Source organism: Zeimonas arvi (assembly GCF_008039575.1).
Lineage (GTDB): Bacteria > Pseudomonadota > Gammaproteobacteria > Burkholderiales > Burkholderiaceae_E > Zeimonas > Zeimonas arvi.
In genome coordinates this window covers 103,889-124,955 of record NZ_VDUY01000007.1, presented here as the reverse complement: position 1 = coordinate 124,955, position 21,067 = coordinate 103,889, and the positions used below count along the sequence as shown (strand labels likewise).

The window sequence follows — 21,067 nt, the reverse complement described above, 5'->3', positions numbered from 1 at the left end:
GGCCGGCGTCGCTCAGTCGAGCGACGCCGCGAGCAGCTGCCGCGTGTAGTCGGCGCGCGGCGCCGAGAACACCTGCCCGACCTCGCCCGCCTCGACCACCTCGCCGTCCTTCATCACCAGCACCCGATGCGCCATCGCGCGCACGACCGCCAGGTCGTGCGTGATGAACAGGTAAGCGAGACCGTGGCGGCGCTGCAGCGAGGCCAGCAGCCTGAGCACCTGCCGCTGCACCGAGACGTCCAGCGCCGAGGTGGGTTCGTCGAGCAACAGCAGATCGGGTTCGAGCACGACGGCGCGCGCGATCGCGATCCGCTGCCGTTGGCCGCCCGAGAACTCGTGCGGATATCGGCTCATCACGGACTCGTCCAGCCCGACCTCGGCGAGCACGGCGGCCACTGCGGCGCGACGCGCCCGATCATCCAGTTCGGGACGGTGCAGCGCGAGGCCTTCGCCGACGATCTCGCCGACCGTCATGCGCGGCGACAAGGAGTTGTAGGGATCCTGGAAGACCACCTGCATCCGCCGGCGCAGCGGGCGGAACTCGCCGCGCGGAAGTGCGTCGATGCGCCGGCCGTCGAGGCGCACCTGCCCGTCGACCTCGCCGGCCGCGAGTTTCAGCAAGGACAGCCCCAGCGTGGTCTTGCCCGACCCCGACTCGCCGACGATCGCCAGCGTCTCGCCCCGGGCCACCTGCAGATCCACGCCGCGAACCGCCTCGAACACGTGCTTGCCGAACCATCCCTTGCGCGACACGAAGCGACAGCGCAGGCGATGCGCTTCGACCAGGGTGGCCGCATCGGCGGGCGCGGGCCCGACCTCCCGCGCCGGTCGGCTGTCGATGAGCATCCGGGTGTAGGGCTCGCGCGGGGCGCCGAAGACCGCGGCGGCGGCGCCCTCCTCGACCACCCGGCCGTCCTTCATCACCGCCACCCGGTCCGCGAAGGCGCGCACCAGCGGCAGGTCGTGGGTGATCAGCAGCACGGCCATGCCGAGCTCGCGCTGCAGGTCTTCGAGCAGTGAAACGATCTGGCGCTGGATGGTCACGTCCAGCGCGGTGGTGGGCTCGTCGGCCAGCAGCAGCTTCGGCCCGCAGGCGAGCGCCATCGCGATCATCGCGCGCTGCCGCTGGCCGCCCGAGAGCTGGTGCGGCAAGCTGGAAAAGCGTCTCTGCGGCTCGGGGATGCGGGTGAGCGCCAGCAGTTCGACCGCGCGCTTCGCCGCCTGTCCGCGGCTCAGGCCCTCGTGCAGTTCCAGCACTTCGCAGATCTGGTCGCCCACCGTGTAGAGCGGGTTGAAGGCGGTCATCGGCTCCTGGAACACCATCGCGACGTCGCGGCCGCGCACGCCGCGCATCTCGCGCTCGGACAGCGAGAGGAGTTCCCGGCCATCGAAGCGGATGCTGCCGCCGTAGCGCGCGTCGGCATTCAGCCGCAGCACGGACAGGGCGGTCACCGTCTTGCCCGAGCCCGATTCGCCCACCAGCGCGAATCTTTCGCCGGGCGCCACCGAGATCGAGACGTCGTCGACCACGCGCACGCTGCCGCTGGCGGTGCGGAAGTCCACCGAGAGATCGCGGATGTCGAGCAAGGCCTCAGCCACGGCGGGTGTCCAGTGCGTCGCGAAGCGCCTCGCCGACGAAGATCAGCAGCATCAGCATGCCCACCAGCACGCCGAAGGTGCCGAGCGAGATCCACCAGGCGTCGAGATTGGCCTTGCCCTGGGCCAGCAGTTCGCCCAGGCTGGGCGTGGAGGGCGGAACGCCCAGGCCGAGGAAGTCCAGGCTGGTCAGCGCGACGATGGCCGCGCTCATCCGGAACGGCAGGAAGGCGACGACCGGCGTCAGCGAATTGGGCAGCACGTGGCGCAGGATGATCTTGGAGTCCGGCAGCCCCAGCGCGCGCGCCGCGGTCACGTACTCCAGCTGACGATTGCGCAGGAACTCGGCACGCACGTAGTCGGACAGGCCCATCCAGCCGAACAGCGACAGGATGGCCAGCAGGATCCACACGCTGGGCTCGAACATCGCGGCGAGGATCAGCAGCAGGTAGAGCTCGGGAATCGAGCTCCAGACCTCGATGAAGCGCTGGAAGGCCAGGTCGAGCCGCCCCCCGAAGTAGCCTTGCACCGCGCCGGCCAGCACGCCCAGCCCCACGCCGATCACGGTGAGCGCCATTCCGAAGAGCACCGACAAGCGGAATCCGTACAGCAGGCGCGCCAGCACGTCGCGGCCGCGATCGTCGGTGCCCAGCCAGTTCTCGGCCGACGGCGGCGCCGGATTGGGGCTGGGCGCGAAGTAGTTGATCGTGTCGTAGCTGTAGCGGTTGGGCGGCCAGATGGCCCAGTTGCCGTCCTTCGTGAGCTGCTCGCGGATGAACGGGTCGTGGAAATCGGTGGCGGTACGGAAGTCTCCGCCGAAGGTGGTCTCCGGATAGTGGTTCCACAGCGGCCAGTAGAGCTGGCCCTGGTGGCTGGCCACGATCGGCCGGTCGTTGGACAGCAGCTCGGCGAACAGGCTGGTGCCGAACACCGCCAGGAAGATCCACAGACTGACCCAGCCGCGCCGGTTCGCGCGAAAGCGCAGCCAGGCGCGCCGGCCAGGCGACAGCGAGACGCGCGCACTCATCGACTGGCCTCGAACTTCACGCGCGGGTCCACCCAGGTGTAGGCGATGTCGGTCAGCAGCTTCGTGAACAGCCCGATCAGCGAGAACACGTACAGCGAGCCGAGCACCACCGGATAGTCGCGCTTGATCACCGCCTCGTAGGACAGGAGGCCCAGGCCGTCGAGCGAGAACAGGGTCTCGATCAGCAGCGAGCCGGTGAAGAAGGCGCCGACGAAGGCAGCCGGCAGCGCGGTGACCAGCGGGATCAGCGCATTGCGGAACACGTGCTTGTAGAACACCTTGCGCTCGGACAGCCCCTTGGCGCGCGCGGTCAGCACGTACTGCTTGCGGATCTCCTCCAGGAAGGTGTTCTTGGTGAGCATCGTGGTCACCGCGAAGCTGCCCACGACCAGGCAGAGCAGCGGCAGGGCGAGGTGCCAGAAGTAGTCGAGCACCTTGCCCGCCAGCGACAGCTGGTCGAAATCGTCCGAGGTCAGGCCCCGCAAGGGGAACCACTGCAGGAAGCTGCCGCCGCCGAACAGCACCAGCAGCGCCACGCCCAGCACGAAGCCGGGAATCGCGTAGCCGACCAGGATCGCGATCGAGGTCCACAGGTCGAAGCGGCTCCCGTTGCGCACCGCCTTGGCGATGCCCAACGGGATCGACACCGCGTAGACGATCAGGAAGCTCCAGATGCCCAGGCTCATCGACACCGGCAGCTTCTCGACGATCAGCGGCCAGACCCCCTTGTGGTGCGAATAGCTGTCGCCCAGGTCGAAGACCGCGTAGCGCTCGAGCATTTCCCAGAATCGCTGCGGCGCCGGCTTGTCGAAGCCGTAGAGCTTGCGGATCTCCTCGATGCGCTCGGCCTCGATGCCCTGGGCGCCGCGATAGACGTTGCCGGTGGCGGCGACCTCGCCGGCCAGCCCGCCGCCGCGCAGCTGCTGCACCAGCTGCTCGACCGGCCCGCCCGGCACGAACTGGATGACGGCGAAGGACACCGCGAGGATGCCGACCAGCGTCGGGATCATCAGCAGCAGGCGTCGCAGGATGTAGCCGGTCATCGGGCGGCGCTCCGTTGCGTCGGGCCGTCTGAGGCGGCGCCCGCGGCCTGCGCCTCGCGCGACCACCAGGTCTTCAGCAGCCAGGCCTCGGCGCCGTAGTAGCGCGGCAGGCGATCCGGATGCGCCAGGTGGTTGCGGAAGGCGACCCTGTGGGTCGGCGCGTGGAAGTGCGGCACCAGGTAGAAGCCGTGGCGCAGCAGCCGGTCGAGCACCTTCGCGTGGGTCACCAGCTCGGCGCGACTGCGGCTGCGCAGAAGGCGCTCGATCACCGCGTCGACGGCCGGGTCGCGGACGCCGGCCACGTTGTCCGAGCCCTTCTGTGCCGCGGCTGCGCTGCTGAAGCGCTCGAGCAGCTCGTTGCCGGGCGTGGGGCTGGCCGGGTAGACGTGGATCGCGACGTCGTAGTCGAAGTCATCGATGCGTTTCTGGTAGAGCGCCGGGTCGGTGACCCGCAGCCGCGCCTCGATCCCGAGCTTGGCCAGGTTGCGCGCCCAGGGATCGGCCACGCGCTCCAGTCCCTTGGAGTAGCTGAGGATCTCGAAGGACAGCGCCTGCCCGCCGGCATCGCGCAGCCGCCCGTCGTCGGCGACCTGCCAGCCGGCCTCCTTCAGCAGCGCGAGCGCCCGCCGAAGGTTGTCCCTCAGGCTGCCCGGCGGATCGGTGAGCGGCGGCATCGGCGCCTCGCCGAAGACGGCAGGACCGAGGCCCGGCACCTGCCCGCGCACTGCCTCGAGCAGCGCCTTTTCGTCCGGGCCGGGCAGGCCCCGGGCCTGCATCTCGCTGTTGGTGAAATAGCTCGGGCTGCGCACGTACTGTCCGTAGAAGACCTGCCGGTTCATCCACTCGAAGTCGAAGGCCAGCCCCAGCGCCTGCCGCACCCGCGGATCGTCGAGGGGCGGACGGCGGGTGTTCAGCACGAAGCCCTGCATGCCGGCCGGATTCGAGTGACGGAACTCCCGCTTGAGGATCTCCCCGCTCGCGTAGCGGCGCCCGGTGTGGCCGCGCGCCCAGTTCTTCGCCGAATTCTCCGACACCCAGTCGAACTCTCCGGCCTTGAAGCCTTCCAGCCGGGCCGTCTCGTCGCTGAAGTACTTGTAGACCACGCGATCGAAATTGAACATGCCGCGGCGCACGTTCAGGTCGCGCGCCCACCAGTCCGGGTTGCGGCGATACGTGATCGACTTGCCCCAGTCGGTGCGCTCGATCCGGTAGGGGCCGCTGGCGATCGGCTCGTCGCGCACCACCTCGTCGAATGGTCGGCCCTCGCCCCACTTGCGCGAGAAGATCGGAAGCTGCATCCCGATGATCATGTGCAGCTCGTGGTTGCGGGCGCGGAACTCGAAGCGCACGGTCCGCGGGTCGACCACCACCACCTTCGACACGTCCGAGAAGTACTGGCGAAAGCGCGGGTGCGCCCGCTTTCCGGTGAGCACCTCGAAGGAATGGCGCACGTCTTCGGCGGTGACCGGGTCGCCGTTCCAGAAGCGGGCGGCCGGGTTCAGGCGAAAGGTGATCGACAGGCCGTCGGCGGCGAACGCCATGTCCTCGGCCAGCAGTCCGTACATCGTGAAGGGCTCGTCGTCGCTCGGCTCGGCGAGCGTCTCGAACATCAGCATGCCCAGGCCGGCCGCCGCCAGGCCGCGCAGCGTGAACGGGTTCAGCTTGTCGAAGGAGCCGTAGCCGGCGAGGTTCAGCGTGCCGCCCTTGGGCGCCTGCGGATTCACGTAGTCGAAGGCCTGGAATCCGGGCGGGTACTTCGGCTGGTCGCCCCAGGCCAGCGACGGGGCGGCCAGCGACGGCGCGGCAGGCAGCGCGAGAAGGGCGAGCAGGGAGACGAGAAGCGGCGCAAGCGCGCGTGCGACAATTGCCATCGTCGAAGATTCTATAGCGGAGACCCCCGAATGGGATTCCTTGCCGGCAAGCGCATCCTGATCACCGGACTGCTGTCCAACCGTTCGATCGCCTACGGAATCGCGAAGTCCTGTCGCGAGCAGGGCGCCGACCTTGCGTTCACCTACCAGAACGACCGTTTCAAGGACCGCGTGACGGACATGGCGGCCGAGTTCGGGTCTTCGCTGGTGTTCCCCTGCGACGTGTCGGAAGACGGCCAGATCGACGGCCTGTTCGCCGCGCTGCGCGAGCGCTGGGACAGCCTCGACGGGCTGGTCCACGCCATCGCCTATGCGCCGCGCGAGGCCATCGCCGGCGACCTGCTCGACGGGATCAGCCGCGAGGCCTTCCGGATCGCCCACGACGTCTCCTCCTACAGCTTCGTGGCGCTGGCCAAGGCGGCCGAGCCGATGATGAAGGGCCGTCGGGGCGCGATGGTCACGCTGACCTACCTGGGCTCGGTGCGCGTGGTGCCGCACTACAACACCATGGGTCTGGCCAAGGCGAGCCTCGAGGCCTCGGTGCGCTACCTGGCCGACAACCTCGGGCCGCGCGGCATCCGCGTCAACGGCATCTCGGCCGGCCCCATCCGCACGCTGGCGGCCAGCGGCATCAAGGGCTTTTCGGGCATCCTCGACTACGTCGAGAAGAATGCCCCGCTGCGCCGCAACGTCACGATCGAGGACGTCGGCAACGTGGCGGCCTTCATGCTCTCGGACCTGGCTGGCGGCGTCACCGGCGAGATCACCTATGTCGACGGCGGCTTCAGCACCCTGGCCGGCGGCATGAAGGACATCGCCTGAAGCCGCGAATCGCCCTGGTCACGCCGGCCCTGGCCGACGCGAACAACGGGAACTGGCAGACCGCGTACCGCTGGTCACAATTCCTGAAGGGCGAATTCGAGGTCTTCACCTGCCGCGAATGGCGCGGCGAGCCGGCCGACGCGATGATCGCGCTGCACGCGCGCCGATCGGCCGCCTCGATCGCGGCCTTCGCGCGAATCGGCCGGCCGCGGGCCGTGGTGCTGACCGGCACCGATCTCTACCGCGACATCCACAGCGACGCCGCGGCGCAGGCCTCGCTGGAGCGAGCCACGGTGCTGGTGGTCCTGCAGACGCAAGGCATCGAGGCGCTCCCCGCGCACCTGCGGCCGCGCGCCCGGGTGATCCACCAGTCGGCGCGCACGCTGTCGCCGGGCAAGCCGAGAACCCGCAGCTTCGACCTGGCGCTGGTCGGTCATCTGCGGGCCGAGAAGGATCCGCTGACCGCCGCCCGGGCGCTGGCCCGGCTGCCCTCCCCGGCGCTGCGCCTGCTGCACGCCGGCGCGGTGCCCGACGACCCGCTTGGCGATGCCTTCCGGGCCGCCGCCGCGGCGGACCCGCGGATCGAGCTTCGCGGGCCGCTCCCGCACGCGGCCGCGCGCCAGCTGATCCGCCGCTCGCGGCTGCTGGTCCTGCCCTCGCTGATGGAAGGCGGCGCGAACGTGGCGATCGAGGCGGTCACCAGCGGCGTGCCGGTGCTGGCTTCGCGGATCGGGGGCTCGCTCGGGCTGCTCGGCGAGGACTATCCCGGCTATTTCCCGGTGGGCGACGACGCCGCGCTGGCCGCGCTGATCGCCGATTGTCAGGGATCGCCCTCTTTTCTCGACAGTCTTCGCTCCCGCTGCGCCGCCCGGGCTCCCCTGTTCGAGCCGGCCCGAGAACGCGAAGCAGTCCGCGCGCTGGCGCATAATCTCCTGTCCACGACCCAGGATCGCTGCTCATGAACGCACCCACGTCTCCGGGGCCGATGCGGCTCACCTCCTTTTCCCACGGCGGCGGCTGCGGCTGCAAGATCGCGCCCGGCGTGCTGTCCGACATCCTGAAGGACACCGGCAAGCTGCCGGTGCCGCCGCAACTGCTGGTCGGCATCGAGACCGCCGACGACGCGGCCGTCTGGAAGCTCAACGACGAGCAGGCGTTGATCGCGACCACCGACTTCTTCATGCCGATCGTCGACGATCCCTTCGACTTCGGCCGGATCGCCGCCACCAACGCGATCTCCGACGTCTACGCGATGGGCGGCAAGCCGATCATGGCGCTGGCCATCGTGGCGATGCCGATCGACCGCCTGCCGGCCGACACGATCCGCAGGATCCTGGAAGGCGGCGAATCGGTCTGCGCCGCGGCCGGCATCCCGATCGCGGGCGGCCACACGATCGACTCGGTGGAGCCGATCTACGGCCTGGTGGTCATGGGACTGGTGCATCCGGATCGCATCAAGCGCAACGCGGGCGCGCGCCCCGGCGACAAGCTGGTGCTCGGCAAGCCGCTGGGCGTGGGCGTGCTGTCGGCCGCGCTGAAGCAGGACAAGCTGTCGGACGACGGCTATGCGGCGATGCTCGCCAACACCACGCGGCTGAACACCCCGGGACAGGCGCTCTCGGACCTCGAGGGCGTGCACGCGCTGACCGACATCACCGGCTTCGGCCTGCTCGGCCACACGCTGGAGCTGTGCCGCGGCGCGCGACTGTCGGCGCGCCTGTCCATGAACGAAGTGCCGCTGATCCGCGACGTTCGGGAGCTCGCGGCCCAGGGCCTGTTCACCGGCGCATCCGGCCGCAACTGGGCAGCCTACGGCGCCTCGGTGAACATGGACGCCTCGCTGGGCGACATCGACCGCGCCCTGCTGACCGACCCGCAGACCTCGGGCGGCCTGCTGGTGGCCTGCGCCCCGGACGCGGTCGAGCGGGTGCTGGAGATCTTCCGGCGCGACGGCTTCGAGCAGGCGGCGGTGATCGGCGACCTCGCTGCGGGCGAACCGGTGGTGAACGTCCGGCCCTGAGCGGGCCGAGCTCACCCGACCCAGGAGAGAACGGCATGAACACGCAAGCGCAGGATCCCACGCACTCCGTGGTCCGTCGCCGGACCGTCCCCGCGCGGGCCGCGCGCCGCGGCTTCGCGCTCGCGAGCCTTGCGCTGCTCGGCCTGCTCGCGTCGCCCTGGGCGATCGGCCCTGCCCGCGCGCAGAGCGTGTTCGAGAAGCTCCTCGAAGCCGCCCGCGCCCGGATGTCCACGCTGGTGCCCGGCATCGGCGCGCTCCCGGGCGTCGGGGAACTGGGCGTGGCCGCGCCCCACTACGTGGCCGGCGTGCTCCAGCAGGTGCTGCAGCGGGCCGATCCGGCGCAGGTCTCCGGGCCGAAGCTGCTGAGCCCGGTGGCCGGCACCGCCACCTTGCAGATCGAGATCGGGCCGGGCGGGCAACTGCTCGGTGTCAAGGTCAGCGCCACCAGCGGCCAGGGCCAGGCGCTGGCCGGCCGCGCGCTGGACTCGGTGCGCCGCGCCGCGCCTTTCCAGGTACCGGTCATGGCCGATGGCGGGCCGCCGAAGCGCGTCATCGTCGAGGAGACCTGGGTTTTCGACGCCTGGCAGCGCTGGCAGCTCGAACCCGTGCTCGAGCGCTCCAAGAAGGACTACGAGAACGCGGCCTGAACGCAGGACCGCGGCACGAAGACCGCGCATGCCATCCGTCCCCTCACGAGGATACTCATGAAGATTCCGCGCCGTTCCCTGTTCGCCCTGCCCCTGACCCTGCTGCTGACCGGCCTGCCGCCGACCCTGGCGCAGGCCGCCGAGGTGTTCCGCGTGTCCGCGATCCCCGACGAATCGCCCACCGAATTGCAGCGCAAGTTCAAGCCGCTGGGCGAGCACCTCGAGCGCAAGCTGGGCATGAAGGTCGAATTCATCCCGGTCACCGACTACGCGGCCTCGGTCGAGGCGCTGGTCAACAAGAAAGTCGACATGGTCTGGTTCGGCGGCTTCACCTTCGTGCAGGCGCGGATCCGTTCGAACGACGGTGTCGAGCCGCTGGTGCAGCGCGTGGAGGACGAGCAGTTCAAGTCGGTCTTCATCACGCCGGTGGGCTCGGGCATCGAGAAGCTGGAAGACCTGAAGGGCAAGTCGGTCGCCTTCGGCTCGCCTTCTTCCACTTCGGGCCACCTGATGCCACGCTCCTACCTGCTCGAGGCCAAGGTCGACCCGGATCGCGACCTGCGGGTGTCCTTCTCCGGCGCGCACGACGCGACCGCGCTCGCGGTGGCCGGCGGCCGCGTGGCGGCCGGCGCGCTGAACATCTCTGTCTGGGAGAAGATGGTCGCCGAGAAGCGGGTCGACACCTCGAAGGTGCGCGTGTTCTACACCACGCCGCCCTACTACGACTACAACTGGACGGTGCGCAAGGACATGGATCCGGCGCTGCGCGCCAAGCTGCTCGACGCCTTCGTTTCGCTCGATCCGGCCAGGCCCGGGGACAAGCAGATCCTCGACCTGCAGCGCGCCACCCGCTTCATCCCGACCAAGGCCTCGAACTACGCCTCGATCGAAACCGCCGCGCGCAGCGCGGGCCTGCTGAAGTGATGCGGCCGGCGGCCGACGCGGGGCCGCAGCCGGCCGGGCAGCCTGCCCGGCAAGTGCCTGCGCTGCCGGTCGCGCCCGGCACCGGAGTCGCGCTTGGTGCCGGGGTCGCGCTCGCGCTCGAGCGCGCCTCGGTGCATCACGGCGGGCCGCGATGCGCGCTGTGCGACACCAGCGTGTCGATCGCCCCGGGCGAGCAGGTGGCGCTGATCGGCCCGAGCGGCGCCGGCAAGACCACGATGCTGGGCGTGCTCGGCTGCGCGGTCCGGCCCACCGCCGGCCGCGTGCTGGTCGATGGCGCCGAGCCGTGGTCGCTGTCCGGACCGGCCCTGCGCACGCTGCGTCGGCGCCTGTTCAGCGCGCCGCAGACGCCGCCGCTGCCGCCGCGCCAGCGCGTGGTCACCGCGGTGCTCGCGGGCCGGCTGCCACAGTGGTCGCTGCGCCGTTCGCTGGCCTCGCTCTGGCGCGCGCGCGAGCCGGAGATCGCCGCCGCCGCGCTGGCCCGCTTCTCGCTCGACGACCGGCTCTGGTCGCGGGTCGATCGGCTGTCCGGCGGCGAGCGCCAGCGGGTGAGCCTGGCCCGCGCGCTGGTCTCCGATGCGGGCGCTTTCCTGATCGACGAGCCGCTGTCGGCGCTCGATCCCACGCTGGCCGGGCAGACGCTCGACGTGCTGATCGAGACGGCCGCGACACGCGGCGCCACGCTGGTCTGCAGCCTGCACCAGGTCGATCTGGCGCTCGAGCGATTTCCCCGCGTGATCGGCCTGCGCGACGGGTCGGTGGTCTTCGATCGCCCGCCTTCCAGGATCGGCCGCGAGGACATCGCGCGGCTGTACCTGAACCGCGACGCCGGCCCCTCGCCGGGGCGGCCCGAGGCGGACGTCGACGACGGCTCGGCCGCTTCCAGGCCCGCCCGCTGCTTCTGATCCGGCGGCAAGGTCCGGCCGCCTCCGCGCACGAGCATGCACGCCCCTTCGCCTCCCCGCAGCAGCGCGAGCGCCGACTTCCGCGATCCTGCCTGGCGCGGCCGCCTGACGTTCCTGGTGCTGGCCGCGGCGCTGACCTGGCCGATGCTGGTGGCGAGCGAGTTCCGGCCCTGGCAGTTGTTCGACCCGCAGGCGCTGGCGGCCGTCTCGGGCTTCCTGGCCAGCTTCGTGCCGCCGGCCACCGCGCCGGATTTCCTGCTCCTGGTGGCCGAAGCCGCCTGGATCACCGTGGCCACCGCCACCGCCGGCCTGGCGCTGGCGATGCTCGCCGCCATCCCGCTCACGCTGGTGGGCACCGCGCGGCTGTCGCAGTCGGCCGTCGGCCGCCCGATGGGGCGGGTCCCCTCGGCGATCAGGCAGCTGGTGCGTTGGTTGCTGATCTTCCTGCGCAGCGTGCCAGAGCTCGTCTGGGCCCTGCTCTTCGTGCGGGTGGTCGGCCTGGGCCCGACCGCGGGGGTGCTGGCGATCGCACTGACCTACTGCGGCATGCTCGGCAAGGTCTATGCCGAGGTGCTCGAGTCGGCCGACCCGGCGCCGACCCACGCGATCCTGAGGAACGGCGGCAGCCGGCTGCAGGCCTTCCTCTACGGCGCGCTGCCGCAGTCCGCCCCCGAACTGGTCTCCTACACGGTGTTCCGCTGGGAATGCGCGGTGCGCTCGTCGGTGATCATGGGCTTCGTGGGCGGCGGCGGCCTGGGCCAGCAGATGGAGATGTCGATGAAGATGCTCGCGGGCGGCGAGGTCTTCACGATGCTCGCCGTCTTCGTGCTGCTGGTCGCGATGGCCGACGTCGTGAGCCGGGCACTGCGGGGCAGGCTCGACGGCCCGGCGCTGGCGCTTCCCGGCACGGCGGCGAGACTCGCCTGGCCCGCGGGCTTCGCCGGCCTGGCGATTGCGTCCTTCGTGACCCTCGACCTGCGCTGGCGCGATTTCCTGTCACCCGACGCACTCGCGAAGATGCGCGAGTTCGTCGCCGGCTTCTTCCCGCCCGACGTCTCGCCCGGCTTCCTGGCGCGGATCGGCCAGGGCGCCCTGGAAACGCTGGCCATGTCGGCCATCGGCACGCTGATCGCCTGCGCACTCGGGCTGGCCCTGGCGCTGGCAGCCAGCCTGCCCGCCGGCCGCGATGCCCCGGGCCTGCTGCGCGCCGCCACGCGATTCCTGCTGAACCTGCTGCGCTCGATCCCCGAGCTCGTCTGGGCCGCCTTGTGGGTGATCGCCGCAGGTCTCGGTCCCTTCCCCGGCACCCTCGCGCTGGCCGCCCACACCACCGGCGTGATCGGCCGCCTGTTCGCCGACACGCTCGAGAACCTGCCGCCGGCTCCGGCGCGTGCGCTGCGCGACAACGGCGTGGCGCCGCTCGCCGTGTTCCTGTACGCCACGCTGCCCCAGGCGCTGCCGCAGATGGTCTCCTACGCGCTGTACCGCTGGGAGAACAACATCCGCGCGGCCGCAGTGCTCGGCGTGGTCGGCGCGGGCGGCCTGGGCCAGATGCTGCACTTCCACCTGAGCCTGTTCCAGATGGAGCAGGCAGCCACGGTCGTGATCGCGATGCTGGCCATCGTCGCCGCGGTCGACGCGCTGAGCTACGCGCTGCGCGGCCGGCTCGGGCGATGAACCCAGGACCGCCGCAAGCAGGGTCCGCGCCAGGCGGTCTGGTCATCGACGGGGTCGCCAAGACCTTCGAGGACCGCCGCCTGCTCGACGCGGTGTCGATGCGGATCGCGCCTGGCGAGTCGGTCGCGCTGCTTGGCGAATCGGGCACCGGAAAGTCCACGCTGCTGAACCTGGTGGCCGGCCTCGAGCCGGTCGACGCCGGGCGCATCCTGGTCGGCGACATCGACGTGTGCAGCCTGTCCGCCGACGCGGCCGCGGCGCTGCGGCGACAGCGGATCGGCTTCGTGTTCCAGGCCTTCCACCTGCTGCCCTACCTGAGCGCCGAGCGCAACGTGGCGGTGCCGCTGCTCCTGAACGGCGCGAAGCCCGCGCAGGCGCTCGACGAGGCCCGCCGCTTGCTGGCCGACGTCGGGCTGGCAAGCCGGGCCGCGGCCATGCCGCGCGAGCTCTCGGGCGGCGAGCAGCAGCGGGTGGCGCTGGCTCGCGCCCTCGTGCATCGCCCCGCGCTGGTCCTGGCCGACGAACCCACGGGCAATCTGGATCCCGCCACCGCGGGCACCGTTCTCGCGCTGATCGCCGAACGCGTGCGCGCGAGCGGTGCCACGCTGCTGATGGTGACGCACTCGGAGCAGGCCGCCGCGATCGCCGACCGCCGCTGGCGCCTCGACGCCGGCGGGCTGCATGAAGCCTGAGCGCCAGGCGCGAACCCCGATGAGCGCCACGGGCGACTTCCGATGAGCACCGGCCTGCAGGCCTGGCTCTGGCGCGCGCAACTGCGCGCGCAGCCCGGACGGCTCGCCGCAGCCGCAGCCTCGATCGCGATCGGGGTCGCCCTGGCGCTGGCGATCCACCTGGTCAACCGCTCCGCGCTCGACGAGTTCGACGCCGCCCTCGCCACCGTGAACGGCGACGCGCAGGCGCGCATCGAGTCGCGCACCGGCAACCTGGACGAGACCCTCTGGCCGCGCATCGCCGCCGCGCCCGAGATCGCCGCAGCCAGCCCGGTGATCGAGGCGAGCTTCGCGGTTTCGGGCGCCGACGAAGGCCTGCGGCTTCGGGTGGTGGGCATCGACCCCATGCGGGCGGCCCGCGTGACGCCCGCGCTGCTGCCCAGCGTGAGCGAGGGTGGCGCCGGCACCGACCTGTTCGCCGACGATGCGATCTTCCTGTCGCGCCGCGCCCTGGAACTGAGCGGCCGCCAGGCCGGCGACAGGCTCGCGCTCGACACCCCTTCGGGCCCGATCGAGCTTCGCATCGCCGGCACGCTGGAGCGCGCGCCGGCGGGCGTGGCGCTGGCGGTGATGGACATCGGCACGATGCAGTGGCGGCTCGGCTGGCTGGGCCGGCTGAGCCGGATCGAGCTTCGGCTGGCCGCCGGAATCACCCCCGCGATGCTGAGCGAGCCGCAGGCCCTCGGCTTGCCCGCCGACGCGGTCGTCACCACGCCGGACGCGTCGCGCCAGCGCATGTCCAACCTGTCGCGCGCCTACCGGGTCAACCTGACCGTGCTGGCGCTGGTCGCGCTGTTCACCGGCGGCTTCATCGTGCACTCGGCGATCGCGCTGGCGGTCGCGCGCGAGCGCTCCCGATTGGCCCTGCTCGCGGTGCTGGGCGCCGGCCGGGGCCTGCTGATGCGGCAGGTGCTGGGGCTGGGCCTGCTGCCCGGCCTGGCCGGCACCCTGCTCGGCCTGGCCGGCGGGGTGGCCGGCGCGCGCCTGCTGCTGGCCGCGGTGGGCGGCGACCTGGGCGGCGGCTATTTCGCCGGCAGCAGTCCGGCGCTGGCGGTCGACGCAGGCGCGCTGGCCGGCTTCGGCCTGGCGGGCGTGGCGACTGCCCTGGCCGGCAGCCTCGCAGCGGCGCGCCGCATCGTCCGGCAGCCGCCCGCGCGCGCCCTGCGCGAGGGTGGCGGCGACGAACTGCCGGCCGGTCGCTGGCCGGCCGCCCTGCCGATCGCGCTGTTCGCCGGGGGCGCCCTGCTGCTCGCGGCGCCGCCGGTCCGCGAGTTGCCGATCCCCGCCTACGCGACGATCGCGCTCTGGCTGGTGGCCGGCATCGCGCTGCTGCCGCGCGCCCTGGCCCTGGCGCGCGGCCCACTTGAGCGCGACGCCAGCGCCCGGGCCGGACCGGCCGCCTGGCTCGCCGCGCAGCGCGTGGCCGCGTCGCCAGGCGCCTCGGGTGCCGCGCTCGGCGGCATCGTGGCGTCGGTCGCGCTGGCCAGCGCGATGGCGATCATGGTCGCGAGCTTCCGGACCTCGGTCGACGCCTGGCTGCACAACGTGCTGCCCGCGGACCTGTACGGCCGGATCGACAACCCCGGGCCGCTGGACGGGATCGACCCGGCCGCCCAGGCCCGGATCGCCGCGATCCCGGGCGTGGCGCGCGCCGAGTTCCTGCACGCGGCGCGGCTGGTGCTGGATCCGGGGCGGCCGCCGGTCGCGCTGCTGGCGCGGCCGATCGATGCGAACGACCCCCAGCGCCGCCTGCCGCTGACCGGCCAGTCCCTGCAGGCCCCGGCGGGCGCGACGCCGATCTGGGTCAGCGAGGCGGTCGTCGACCTGTACGGGTGGCGGCCGGGCAGCCTGATCGCCCTGCCGCTGCCCCCTGCAGCCGGGCCGGGCGGTGCGCGGCTGTCGGCCGAATCCGCCGCGAGCGATCCTGGCACGCGCGAACCCGGCGCGGCCCAGCCCCGCTTCTTCGTCGCCGGCGTCTGGCGAGACTACGCGCGACAGCACGGCGCGATCGCGATCGACCTGCAGGCCTGGCAGGCCCTGGCCGGCGAGGCGCGCGTGACCGACCTGTCGGTCTGGCTCGCGCCGGGCGCGAGCGATGCGGCGGTCGCGGAGCGGATCCGCCAGGCGATGGCCGACGGCCCGGCCCTGCAGCTGCGCGGCGCGGCCGAGCTGCGCGCGCTTTCGCTCACGATCTTCGATCGCAGCTTCGCCGCCACCTGGGCGCTGGAGGCGGTGGCGATCGTCGTGGCCCTGTTCGGTGTGGCGGCGGCCTGGTCGACCGAGGCCATCGCCCGGCGCCGCGAGTTCGGGATGCTGCGACACCTGGGCGTCCGTCCGTCGGCCATCGTGGCGCAGTTCGCGCTCGAGGCGGGCATCCTGGTCGCGGCTGCCGTATGCTGGGGCATCGCGCTGGGCGTCGCGATCGCGCTGGTGCTGGTGCACTGGGTGAATCCGCAATCCTTCCACTGGACGATGGACATCGATTGGCCTGTCACGCAGCTCGCCGCCGGCGCCTGCGCGATGATCGTGCTGGCGGTCGCCGTGGCGGCGCTCGCCGCCCGCCAGGCCAGCAGCGCCTCGCCGATCCGGGCGGTGCGGGAGGACTGGTGAGCGCGGTGCGCCCGCTTCGCCGCAGCCTGCTGATCGCCGCCAGCGCCGGCAGCGCCGCCGGCCTGATCGGCAAGGCCCTTGCGCAGGACGACGCGCCCGCCGGCGCCTGGCCCCCGGTCGTCCCTGGCCGGCCACTGGGCTTTCCGCGCGACCACGGCGCGCATCCGGCCTACCGCACCGAGTGGTGGTACCTGACCGGCTGGCTGACCGATGCCGACGAGGCGCCGCTGGGGGTGCAGATCACCTTCTTCCGCAGCCGCACCCGTCACGACGCGTCCAACCCGAGCCGCTTCGCCCCGACCCAGCTTCTCTTCGCCCACGCGGCGATCGCCTCGGCGCGGCGGGGCCGGCTGACGCATGCCGAGCGGTCGGCGCGCCCCGGCTTCGGGCTGGCGGACTTCTCGGTGCGCGACCTCGACGTGTCGATCGGCAGCTGGCGCCTGCACCGCGAGTCCGACGACCGGATCGTGGCCAGGATCGACGACGCGGCGCTCGAGCTGGCGCTGGACTTCGCGCCGCCCGGGCCGCCGGTGCCGCAGGGCGACGCGGGCTTCTCGCGCAAGGGCCCCCTGCCGACGCAGGCGAGCTGGTACTACAGCCGTCCGCAACTCACGGTGACGGGCGCGATCGGCGGCCCCGACGGCCGGCCGACCCGACCGGTGCGAGGCCATGCCTGGCTGGACCACGAATGGTCGTCGGAGATCCTCGATCCGCAGGCCGCCGGCTGGGACTGGGTCGGCCTGAACCTCGACGACGGCAGCGCGCTGATGGCCTTCCGGATCCGCCGTCGCGACGGCCGCGTGCTCTGGTCCGACGCGAACTGGATCGCCCCGGAGCGGGTGGCTGCCCCGAACCCGGCGCCAGCCCCCGGATCGACGCCGGAGCCGCGCTTCACGCCCTTGCGGGAATGGCGCTCGCCGCGCACCGGCGCGAGCTGGCCGGTGGCGATGCGGCTGGCTGTCGGCGACCGTGTGCTCGAACTCGATCCGCTGCTGGACGACCAGGAGATCGACGCATCGGCCAGCACCGGCACCGTGTACTGGGAGGGCGCGGTGCGGGTCCTGGAAGGCGGCCGGCAGATTGGCGCCGGGTATCTGGAACTGACCGGCTACGCCGGGGCGCTGCGGCTGTGAACGTGCATCGCATTCCGCCGCTGGTGCGCTGGCTGGCGGCGAGCGCCGCGCTCGCCCTCGCCTACGCGAGCGCGGGCGTGCTGTCGAACGAGCTGACGCTGCCCACCGGCTTCGCCAGCCCGATGTTCGCGCCGGCGGGCATCGCCGCTGCGGTCGTCCTGTTCCACGGCTGGCGGATGCTGCCGGCGGTGTTCGTCGGCTGCCTGCTCTTTCTCGACTGGGTCGGAGCCCAAGCGGTGTATGGCGCCGGCGCGATCTTCGCGCCCGCGGCAATGGCCGCCGGCGCAACGATCCAGGCCTGGTTCGCCGTCTGGCTGGTCCGCCGCTACGGGCGCTTCCCCAGCACGCCGGGCTCGGACAGGCCGGCGCTTCGCCGCATCCTCCTGGCGGGCCCGGCCGGCAGCGTGATCAGCCCGACCACCGGCGTGCTGACCCTGTACCTGGTCGGCGCGATCGGCGCGAACGACCTGGCCTTCAACTGGCTGACCTGGTGGATCGGCGACACCTTCGGCTCGGCCCTGGTCGGCCCGGTGCTCGCGGTCATGCTGTCCCGACGGAGCTCGGACCGCATCAGGCCGATCGCGAACTTCGTGCTGCCGATGGTGGTGGCGATCGTGATGCTCGGCCTGGCGATCGCAGAGATCGGCCGACGCGACCGCCTGCAACTGCAGTCCGCCTTCGACCGCGAGGTCCTGTTCACCGCCAACTCGGTGTTCGACCGATTCGACAGCGTGTTGCTGGCGCTCGAGGCGCTGAACGGCCTGTTCACCGCCTCGGAGCAGGTCACCCGGCAGGAGTTCGCGCGATTCGCCGACCCCTGGATCTTCGCGGTGCCCACGATCCAGGCGATCGGCTGGTCGCAGCGCATTCGCGAGGGCGGAATCGAAGCGCACGAGCGCGCGATGCGCGACGAAGAGGAGCCCGACTACCGGGTGTTCGACCGCCTGCCCAACGGCTCGGTCGTGCCCCCCGCGCCAGCCGGCGAGTACTTCGCGATCACCTACGTGTCGCCGGCCCGGTCCAACGCCAGCGTGCTCGGCCTGAACCAGCTGGCGTCGGAGGTGACCCGGGAGACGATCCTGCGCGCACGCCGGACCGGAACCGCCCAGGCCAGCGCCCCCTTCCACCTGGTGCAGCTCGCGCCGAACGACCTCGGGGTCGTGGTCTACCGGGCGCTGGCGGATCCGAAGGCTGCGCCGGCCACACCGGCCCCCGACGCGACGCTCGGCATCGTGTTCGTCTCGCTGCGCCTGCGCGACACCTTCGAGCGCCTGCCGGTGGCCGCTTCGGGCCTGATCGAGCTGTGCCTGCTGGACGTGTCGACGCAAGGACTGGCGCAACGGCTGGCCGGCGCGCCGGACTGTCCGGCGCGTCCGGTCGCCGGCCCGCTGAGCCGGGTCATCGATCGCAGCTTCGCGGGCCGGCACTGGCAGCTTCGCATCGCCGCCAACCCGGCCTATATCGTGTCGGCCCGCGACTGGGGCAGCTGGACGCTCTCGGTGCTGGGCCTGCTGGGCGTGACGATGCTGGGCGTGTTCCTGCTGATGCAGTTCGACCGGCAACGCCGATTCCAGCAGGAAGTCGAGACGCGCACCCGCGAGCTCGCGCGCGAGATCCGGGAGCGCGAGGCGGCCGAGTCGGCCAATCGCGCCAAGGGCGAATTCCTCTCGAGAATGAGCCACGAGCTGCGCACGCCGCTGAACTCGGTGCTGGGCTTCGCGCAACTGCTCGCGACCGATCCCTCGGCCCCGCTGTCGGGCACGCAGCTCGAACGGGTGCGACTGATCGAGAAGGCCGGCTGGCACCTGCTCGACATGATCGACGAGGTGCTCGACCTGGCACGCATCGAGGCGGGCGCGATGAAGCTGGCGATCGCTCCCGTCGACGTCGGCCACTTGCTCGACGAGTGCCGCTCGCTGCTCGCGGTCGAGGCGACGCAGCGGCGGATCGTGATCGAGCCCGCGACCTTCGTCCCGGCAGGCGCCCTGCCCGCGACCGTGCTCGCCGATTCGACCCGCTTGCGCCAGATCCTGCTCAACCTGCTGGGCAACGCGGTGAAGTACAACCGCGACGGCGGGTCGGTGAGTCTGAAGATCGCCCGGCAAGGCGATGGCGTCGGCAACGGCAATGGAGAGGTCGCCGTCTCGGTCGTCGACACGGGCCCGGGCTTGTCTGCCGACGAGCTCGAGCGGCTGTTCGTGCCCTTCGACCGGCTCGGGCGCGAGAAGAACTCGCCGGGCACCGGCATCGGGCTCGTGATCTCGCGACAGCTCGCCGAATCGATGGGCGGCAGGCTCGAGGTGCACAGCGAGCCGCAGCGCGGCAGCACCTTCACGCTGGTCATGCCGGCCGCGCCGGCTCGGATCGCCGCGCAGGCGTCCATGAACCCGAGCACCGCTCAGGCCGCCGCCAGGAACGGCAGCGAGGGGGCCCACCGCATCCTGTGCATCGAGGACAACTCGATCAATGCGGCGCTGTTCCGCGACGCCCTCGCCTTGCGCGAGGCCTACTCGCTCGAAACCTGCGCGACCGCAGCCGAGGGCCTGGCCGCGCTGCGCGCGCGGCCGCCCGACCTGCTGGTGCTGGATCTCAACCTGCCCGACCGTCACGGGCTCGAGCTGCTCGCCGAGCTGAAGGCCGACCCTGCCCTGGCCGGGATTCCGGTGCTCGTGGTGTCGGCCGATGCCACCGGCGCCACCCGGGAACGCGCGCTCGCAGCCGGCGCGGGCGCCTTCCTGACCAAGCCGCTCGACCTGGCCGACTTCGCCCATTGCATCGAGGCGATGATCGCCGGGCGCACCGGCGGCGCCTGACCTGGCGTTCGCTCAACGAACCAGCTGATTGATCTCGATGATGGGCAGCAGCACCGCCAGCACGATCACCAGCACCACCGCTCCCATCAGCAGGATCAGCATCGGCTCGAGCAGGCTGGTCAGCGTGAGCGTGCGGCGCTCGGTTTCCTGGGACAGCTGGTAGGCGGTGCGCTCGAGCATCTCGGGAAGCTCGCCGGTGGCCTCGCCGCTGGCGATCATGTGGATCATGACCGGGGGGAAGCGGCCGCCCGCGGCCAGCGAGCGCGACAGCGCCGCGCCCTCGCGCACCCGGTCGATCGCGTCGTCGACCACCAACCGCAGCGCGTCGTTGCCCAGCGTGCGCGCGCCGGCGTCGAGCGCCTTGATGAGCGGCACCCCGCTGCTGGTCAGGATGCCCAGCGTCGACGTGAAGCGCGCGGTGTTCAGTCCGAGGATGAGGCGGCCCGCGACCGGCATCGACAGCAGGCGCGCATGCCAGGCCAGCCGGAACGAAGGCGAGCGCAGGGCCAGCCGGAAGCCGAGCAGCGCAAGGCCCAGCGCGATCAGCGCCCAGATGCCCCACTGCCGCGCGAAGTCGGATACCGCGATCAGGCCCACGGTGAGCCAGGGCAGCTCCTGCCGGGTCTGCGAGAACACGCCGACCACCTGCGGCACCACGTAGGTCAGCAGGGCGATGATCACCAGGGTGGCCACCACGGTCACGATCGCCGGATAGGTGAAGGCGAGCATGATCCGCTGCGATAGCGCGGTGCGCGACTCCACGTAGTCGGCCAGCCGGCTCATCACCAGGGACAGGTCGCCCGATTGCTCGCCGGCCGAGACCAGCGCGCGGTAGACGTCCGGGAAATCGCGGGGAAAGCGCGACAGCGCCTGCGACAGCGTCTGGCCCGACACCACCTCGCTGCGCACCGCGGCGAAGCGCTCGCGCACCGCGGGCTTCTCGGCCTGCTCGACCACCGCGTTGAGCGCCTGCTCGATCGGCAGGCGCGCCGACAACAGGCTGGCCAGCTGGCGCGTGACCAGCGCCAGGTCCGCTGCGCGCAGCCGCGCCGAGAACACCGGGACGGCCCGCGTCGCCCCGGCTTCCTGGACCGGCGCGACCTCGAGCGGCGTCATGCCCCGCTCGCGCAGGGTGGCGCGCGCGTGGCGCGCCGAGTCGGCATCGAGGACGCCGCGCTTGATCTGCCCCGCCGCGTCGGCGGCCTCGAAACGGAATGCCGGCACGCTGCG

General features: G+C 71.9%; 16 protein-coding genes. 11 read left to right on the top strand and 5 right to left on the bottom strand.

The window, feature by feature from the left end:
• Window positions 1-12: 12 nt before the first annotated feature.
• Genes FHP08_RS16140 through FHP08_RS16125 form a run of 4 tightly spaced genes read right to left on the bottom strand, consistent with a single transcriptional unit; the run spans window position 13 to window position 5,537 of the window.
• Window positions 13-1,599, bottom strand: a complete 1,587-nt coding sequence (locus FHP08_RS16140) for an ABC transporter ATP-binding protein (RefSeq protein WP_147705519.1) — start codon at window positions 1,597-1,599, stop codon at window positions 13-15.
• Complete coding sequence (locus tag FHP08_RS16135; RefSeq protein WP_147705518.1) at window positions 1,592-2,623, bottom strand: ABC transporter permease; 1,032 nt, start codon at window positions 2,621-2,623, stop codon at window positions 1,592-1,594. The genes FHP08_RS16140 and FHP08_RS16135 overlap by 8 nt, the downstream gene beginning before the upstream one ends.
• Window positions 2,620-3,666, bottom strand: coding sequence for a microcin C ABC transporter permease YejB (locus tag FHP08_RS16130; RefSeq protein ID WP_147705517.1), 1,047 nt, complete (start codon window positions 3,664-3,666; stop codon window positions 2,620-2,622). Before FHP08_RS16130 ends, FHP08_RS16135 begins: the two co-directional genes overlap by 4 nt.
• Entirely contained in the window at window positions 3,663-5,537 is a 1,875-nt protein-coding gene (locus tag FHP08_RS16125) for an extracellular solute-binding protein (protein ID WP_147705516.1), read from the bottom strand. The genes FHP08_RS16130 and FHP08_RS16125 overlap by 4 nt, the downstream gene beginning before the upstream one ends.
• 30 nt (window positions 5,538-5,567) lie before the next feature.
• Between FHP08_RS16125 and fabI the strand changes: the two genes are divergently transcribed.
• Genes fabI through FHP08_RS16070 form a run of 11 tightly spaced genes read left to right on the top strand, consistent with a single transcriptional unit; the run spans window position 5,568 to window position 19,837 of the window.
• The gene (gene fabI / locus FHP08_RS16120) at window positions 5,568-6,359 is read left to right on the top strand and encodes an enoyl-ACP reductase FabI (protein WP_147705515.1); all 792 of its coding nucleotides are present in this window, start codon (window positions 5,568-5,570) and stop codon (window positions 6,357-6,359) included.
• Complete coding sequence (senB, locus tag FHP08_RS16115; RefSeq protein WP_147705514.1) at window positions 6,356-7,321, top strand: selenoneine biosynthesis selenosugar synthase SenB; 966 nt, start codon at window positions 6,356-6,358, stop codon at window positions 7,319-7,321. The genes fabI and senB overlap by 4 nt, the downstream gene beginning before the upstream one ends.
• Window positions 7,318-8,379: a selenide, water dikinase SelD gene (selD, locus tag FHP08_RS16110; protein ID WP_147705513.1), complete on the top strand. Its 1,062-nt coding sequence runs from the start codon at window positions 7,318-7,320 to the stop codon at window positions 8,377-8,379. Before senB ends, selD begins: the two co-directional genes overlap by 4 nt.
• Before the next feature lie 35 nt (window positions 8,380-8,414).
• Entirely contained in the window at window positions 8,415-9,026 is a 612-nt protein-coding gene (locus FHP08_RS16105) for a hypothetical protein (protein ID WP_147705512.1), read from the top strand.
• A 57-nt stretch (window positions 9,027-9,083) separates the two neighbouring features.
• Window positions 9,084-9,950 (top strand): putative selenate ABC transporter substrate-binding protein, encoded by an 867-nt coding sequence (locus tag FHP08_RS16100; RefSeq protein WP_147705511.1) that lies wholly within the window; start codon window positions 9,084-9,086, stop codon window positions 9,948-9,950.
• A 53-nt stretch (window positions 9,951-10,003) separates the two neighbouring features.
• Entirely contained in the window at window positions 10,004-10,873 is an 870-nt protein-coding gene (locus FHP08_RS16095; RefSeq protein ID WP_407704044.1) for a phosphonate ABC transporter ATP-binding protein, read from the top strand.
• Window positions 10,874-10,909: 36 nt separating this feature from the next.
• Window positions 10,910-12,550: a phosphonate ABC transporter, permease protein PhnE gene (phnE, locus tag FHP08_RS16090; RefSeq protein ID WP_147705509.1), complete on the top strand. Its 1,641-nt coding sequence runs from the start codon at window positions 10,910-10,912 to the stop codon at window positions 12,548-12,550.
• Entirely contained in the window at window positions 12,547-13,242 is a 696-nt protein-coding gene (locus FHP08_RS16085; protein ID WP_147705508.1) for an ABC transporter ATP-binding protein, read from the top strand. Before phnE ends, FHP08_RS16085 begins: the two co-directional genes overlap by 4 nt.
• 42 nt (window positions 13,243-13,284) lie before the next feature.
• On the top strand, window positions 13,285-15,891 hold the full coding sequence (locus FHP08_RS16080; protein WP_147705507.1) for an FtsX-like permease family protein: 2,607 nt from the start codon (window positions 13,285-13,287) through the stop codon (window positions 15,889-15,891).
• Complete coding sequence (locus FHP08_RS16075) at window positions 15,888-17,024, top strand: lipocalin-like domain-containing protein (RefSeq protein ID WP_225879167.1); 1,137 nt, start codon at window positions 15,888-15,890, stop codon at window positions 17,022-17,024. Before FHP08_RS16080 ends, FHP08_RS16075 begins: the two co-directional genes overlap by 4 nt.
• Window positions 17,025-17,026: 2 nt before the next feature.
• Window positions 17,027-19,837 carry a CHASE domain-containing protein gene (locus FHP08_RS16070; protein ID WP_187272334.1) on the top strand — a complete coding sequence of 937 codons (2,811 nt, stop codon included), beginning with the start codon at window positions 17,027-17,029 and terminating at the stop codon, window positions 19,835-19,837.
• A gap of 12 nt (window positions 19,838-19,849) precedes the next feature.
• Here the strand turns inward: FHP08_RS16070 and gspF are convergent, their stop codons facing one another.
• On the bottom strand, window positions 19,850-21,061 hold the full coding sequence (gene gspF / locus FHP08_RS16065; RefSeq protein WP_147705505.1) for a type II secretion system inner membrane protein GspF: 1,212 nt from the start codon (window positions 21,059-21,061) through the stop codon (window positions 19,850-19,852).
• Between the last annotated feature and the right edge of the window lie 6 nt (window positions 21,062-21,067).

Coding starts and splice junctions, on each gene's coding strand:
- FHP08_RS16135 (WP_147705518.1), bottom strand. CDS start 2,623: ATGAGTGCGCGCGTCTCGCTGTCGCCTGGCCGGCGCGCCTGGCTGCGC.
- FHP08_RS16130 (WP_147705517.1), bottom strand. CDS start 3,666: ATGACCGGCTACATCCTGCGACGCCTGCTGCTGATGATCCCGACGCTG.
- FHP08_RS16125 (WP_147705516.1), bottom strand. CDS start 5,537: ATGGCAATTGTCGCACGCGCGCTTGCGCCGCTTCTCGTCTCCCTGCTC.
- fabI (WP_147705515.1), top strand. CDS start 5,568: ATGGGATTCCTTGCCGGCAAGCGCATCCTGATCACCGGACTGCTGTCC.
- selD (WP_147705513.1), top strand. CDS start 7,318: ATGAACGCACCCACGTCTCCGGGGCCGATGCGGCTCACCTCCTTTTCC.
- FHP08_RS16105 (WP_147705512.1), top strand. CDS start 8,415: ATGAACACGCAAGCGCAGGATCCCACGCACTCCGTGGTCCGTCGCCGG.
- FHP08_RS16100 (WP_147705511.1), top strand. CDS start 9,084: ATGAAGATTCCGCGCCGTTCCCTGTTCGCCCTGCCCCTGACCCTGCTG.
- phnE (WP_147705509.1), top strand. CDS start 10,910: ATGCACGCCCCTTCGCCTCCCCGCAGCAGCGCGAGCGCCGACTTCCGC.
- FHP08_RS16085 (WP_147705508.1), top strand. CDS start 12,547: ATGAACCCAGGACCGCCGCAAGCAGGGTCCGCGCCAGGCGGTCTGGTC.
- FHP08_RS16080 (WP_147705507.1), top strand. CDS start 13,285: ATGAGCACCGGCCTGCAGGCCTGGCTCTGGCGCGCGCAACTGCGCGCG.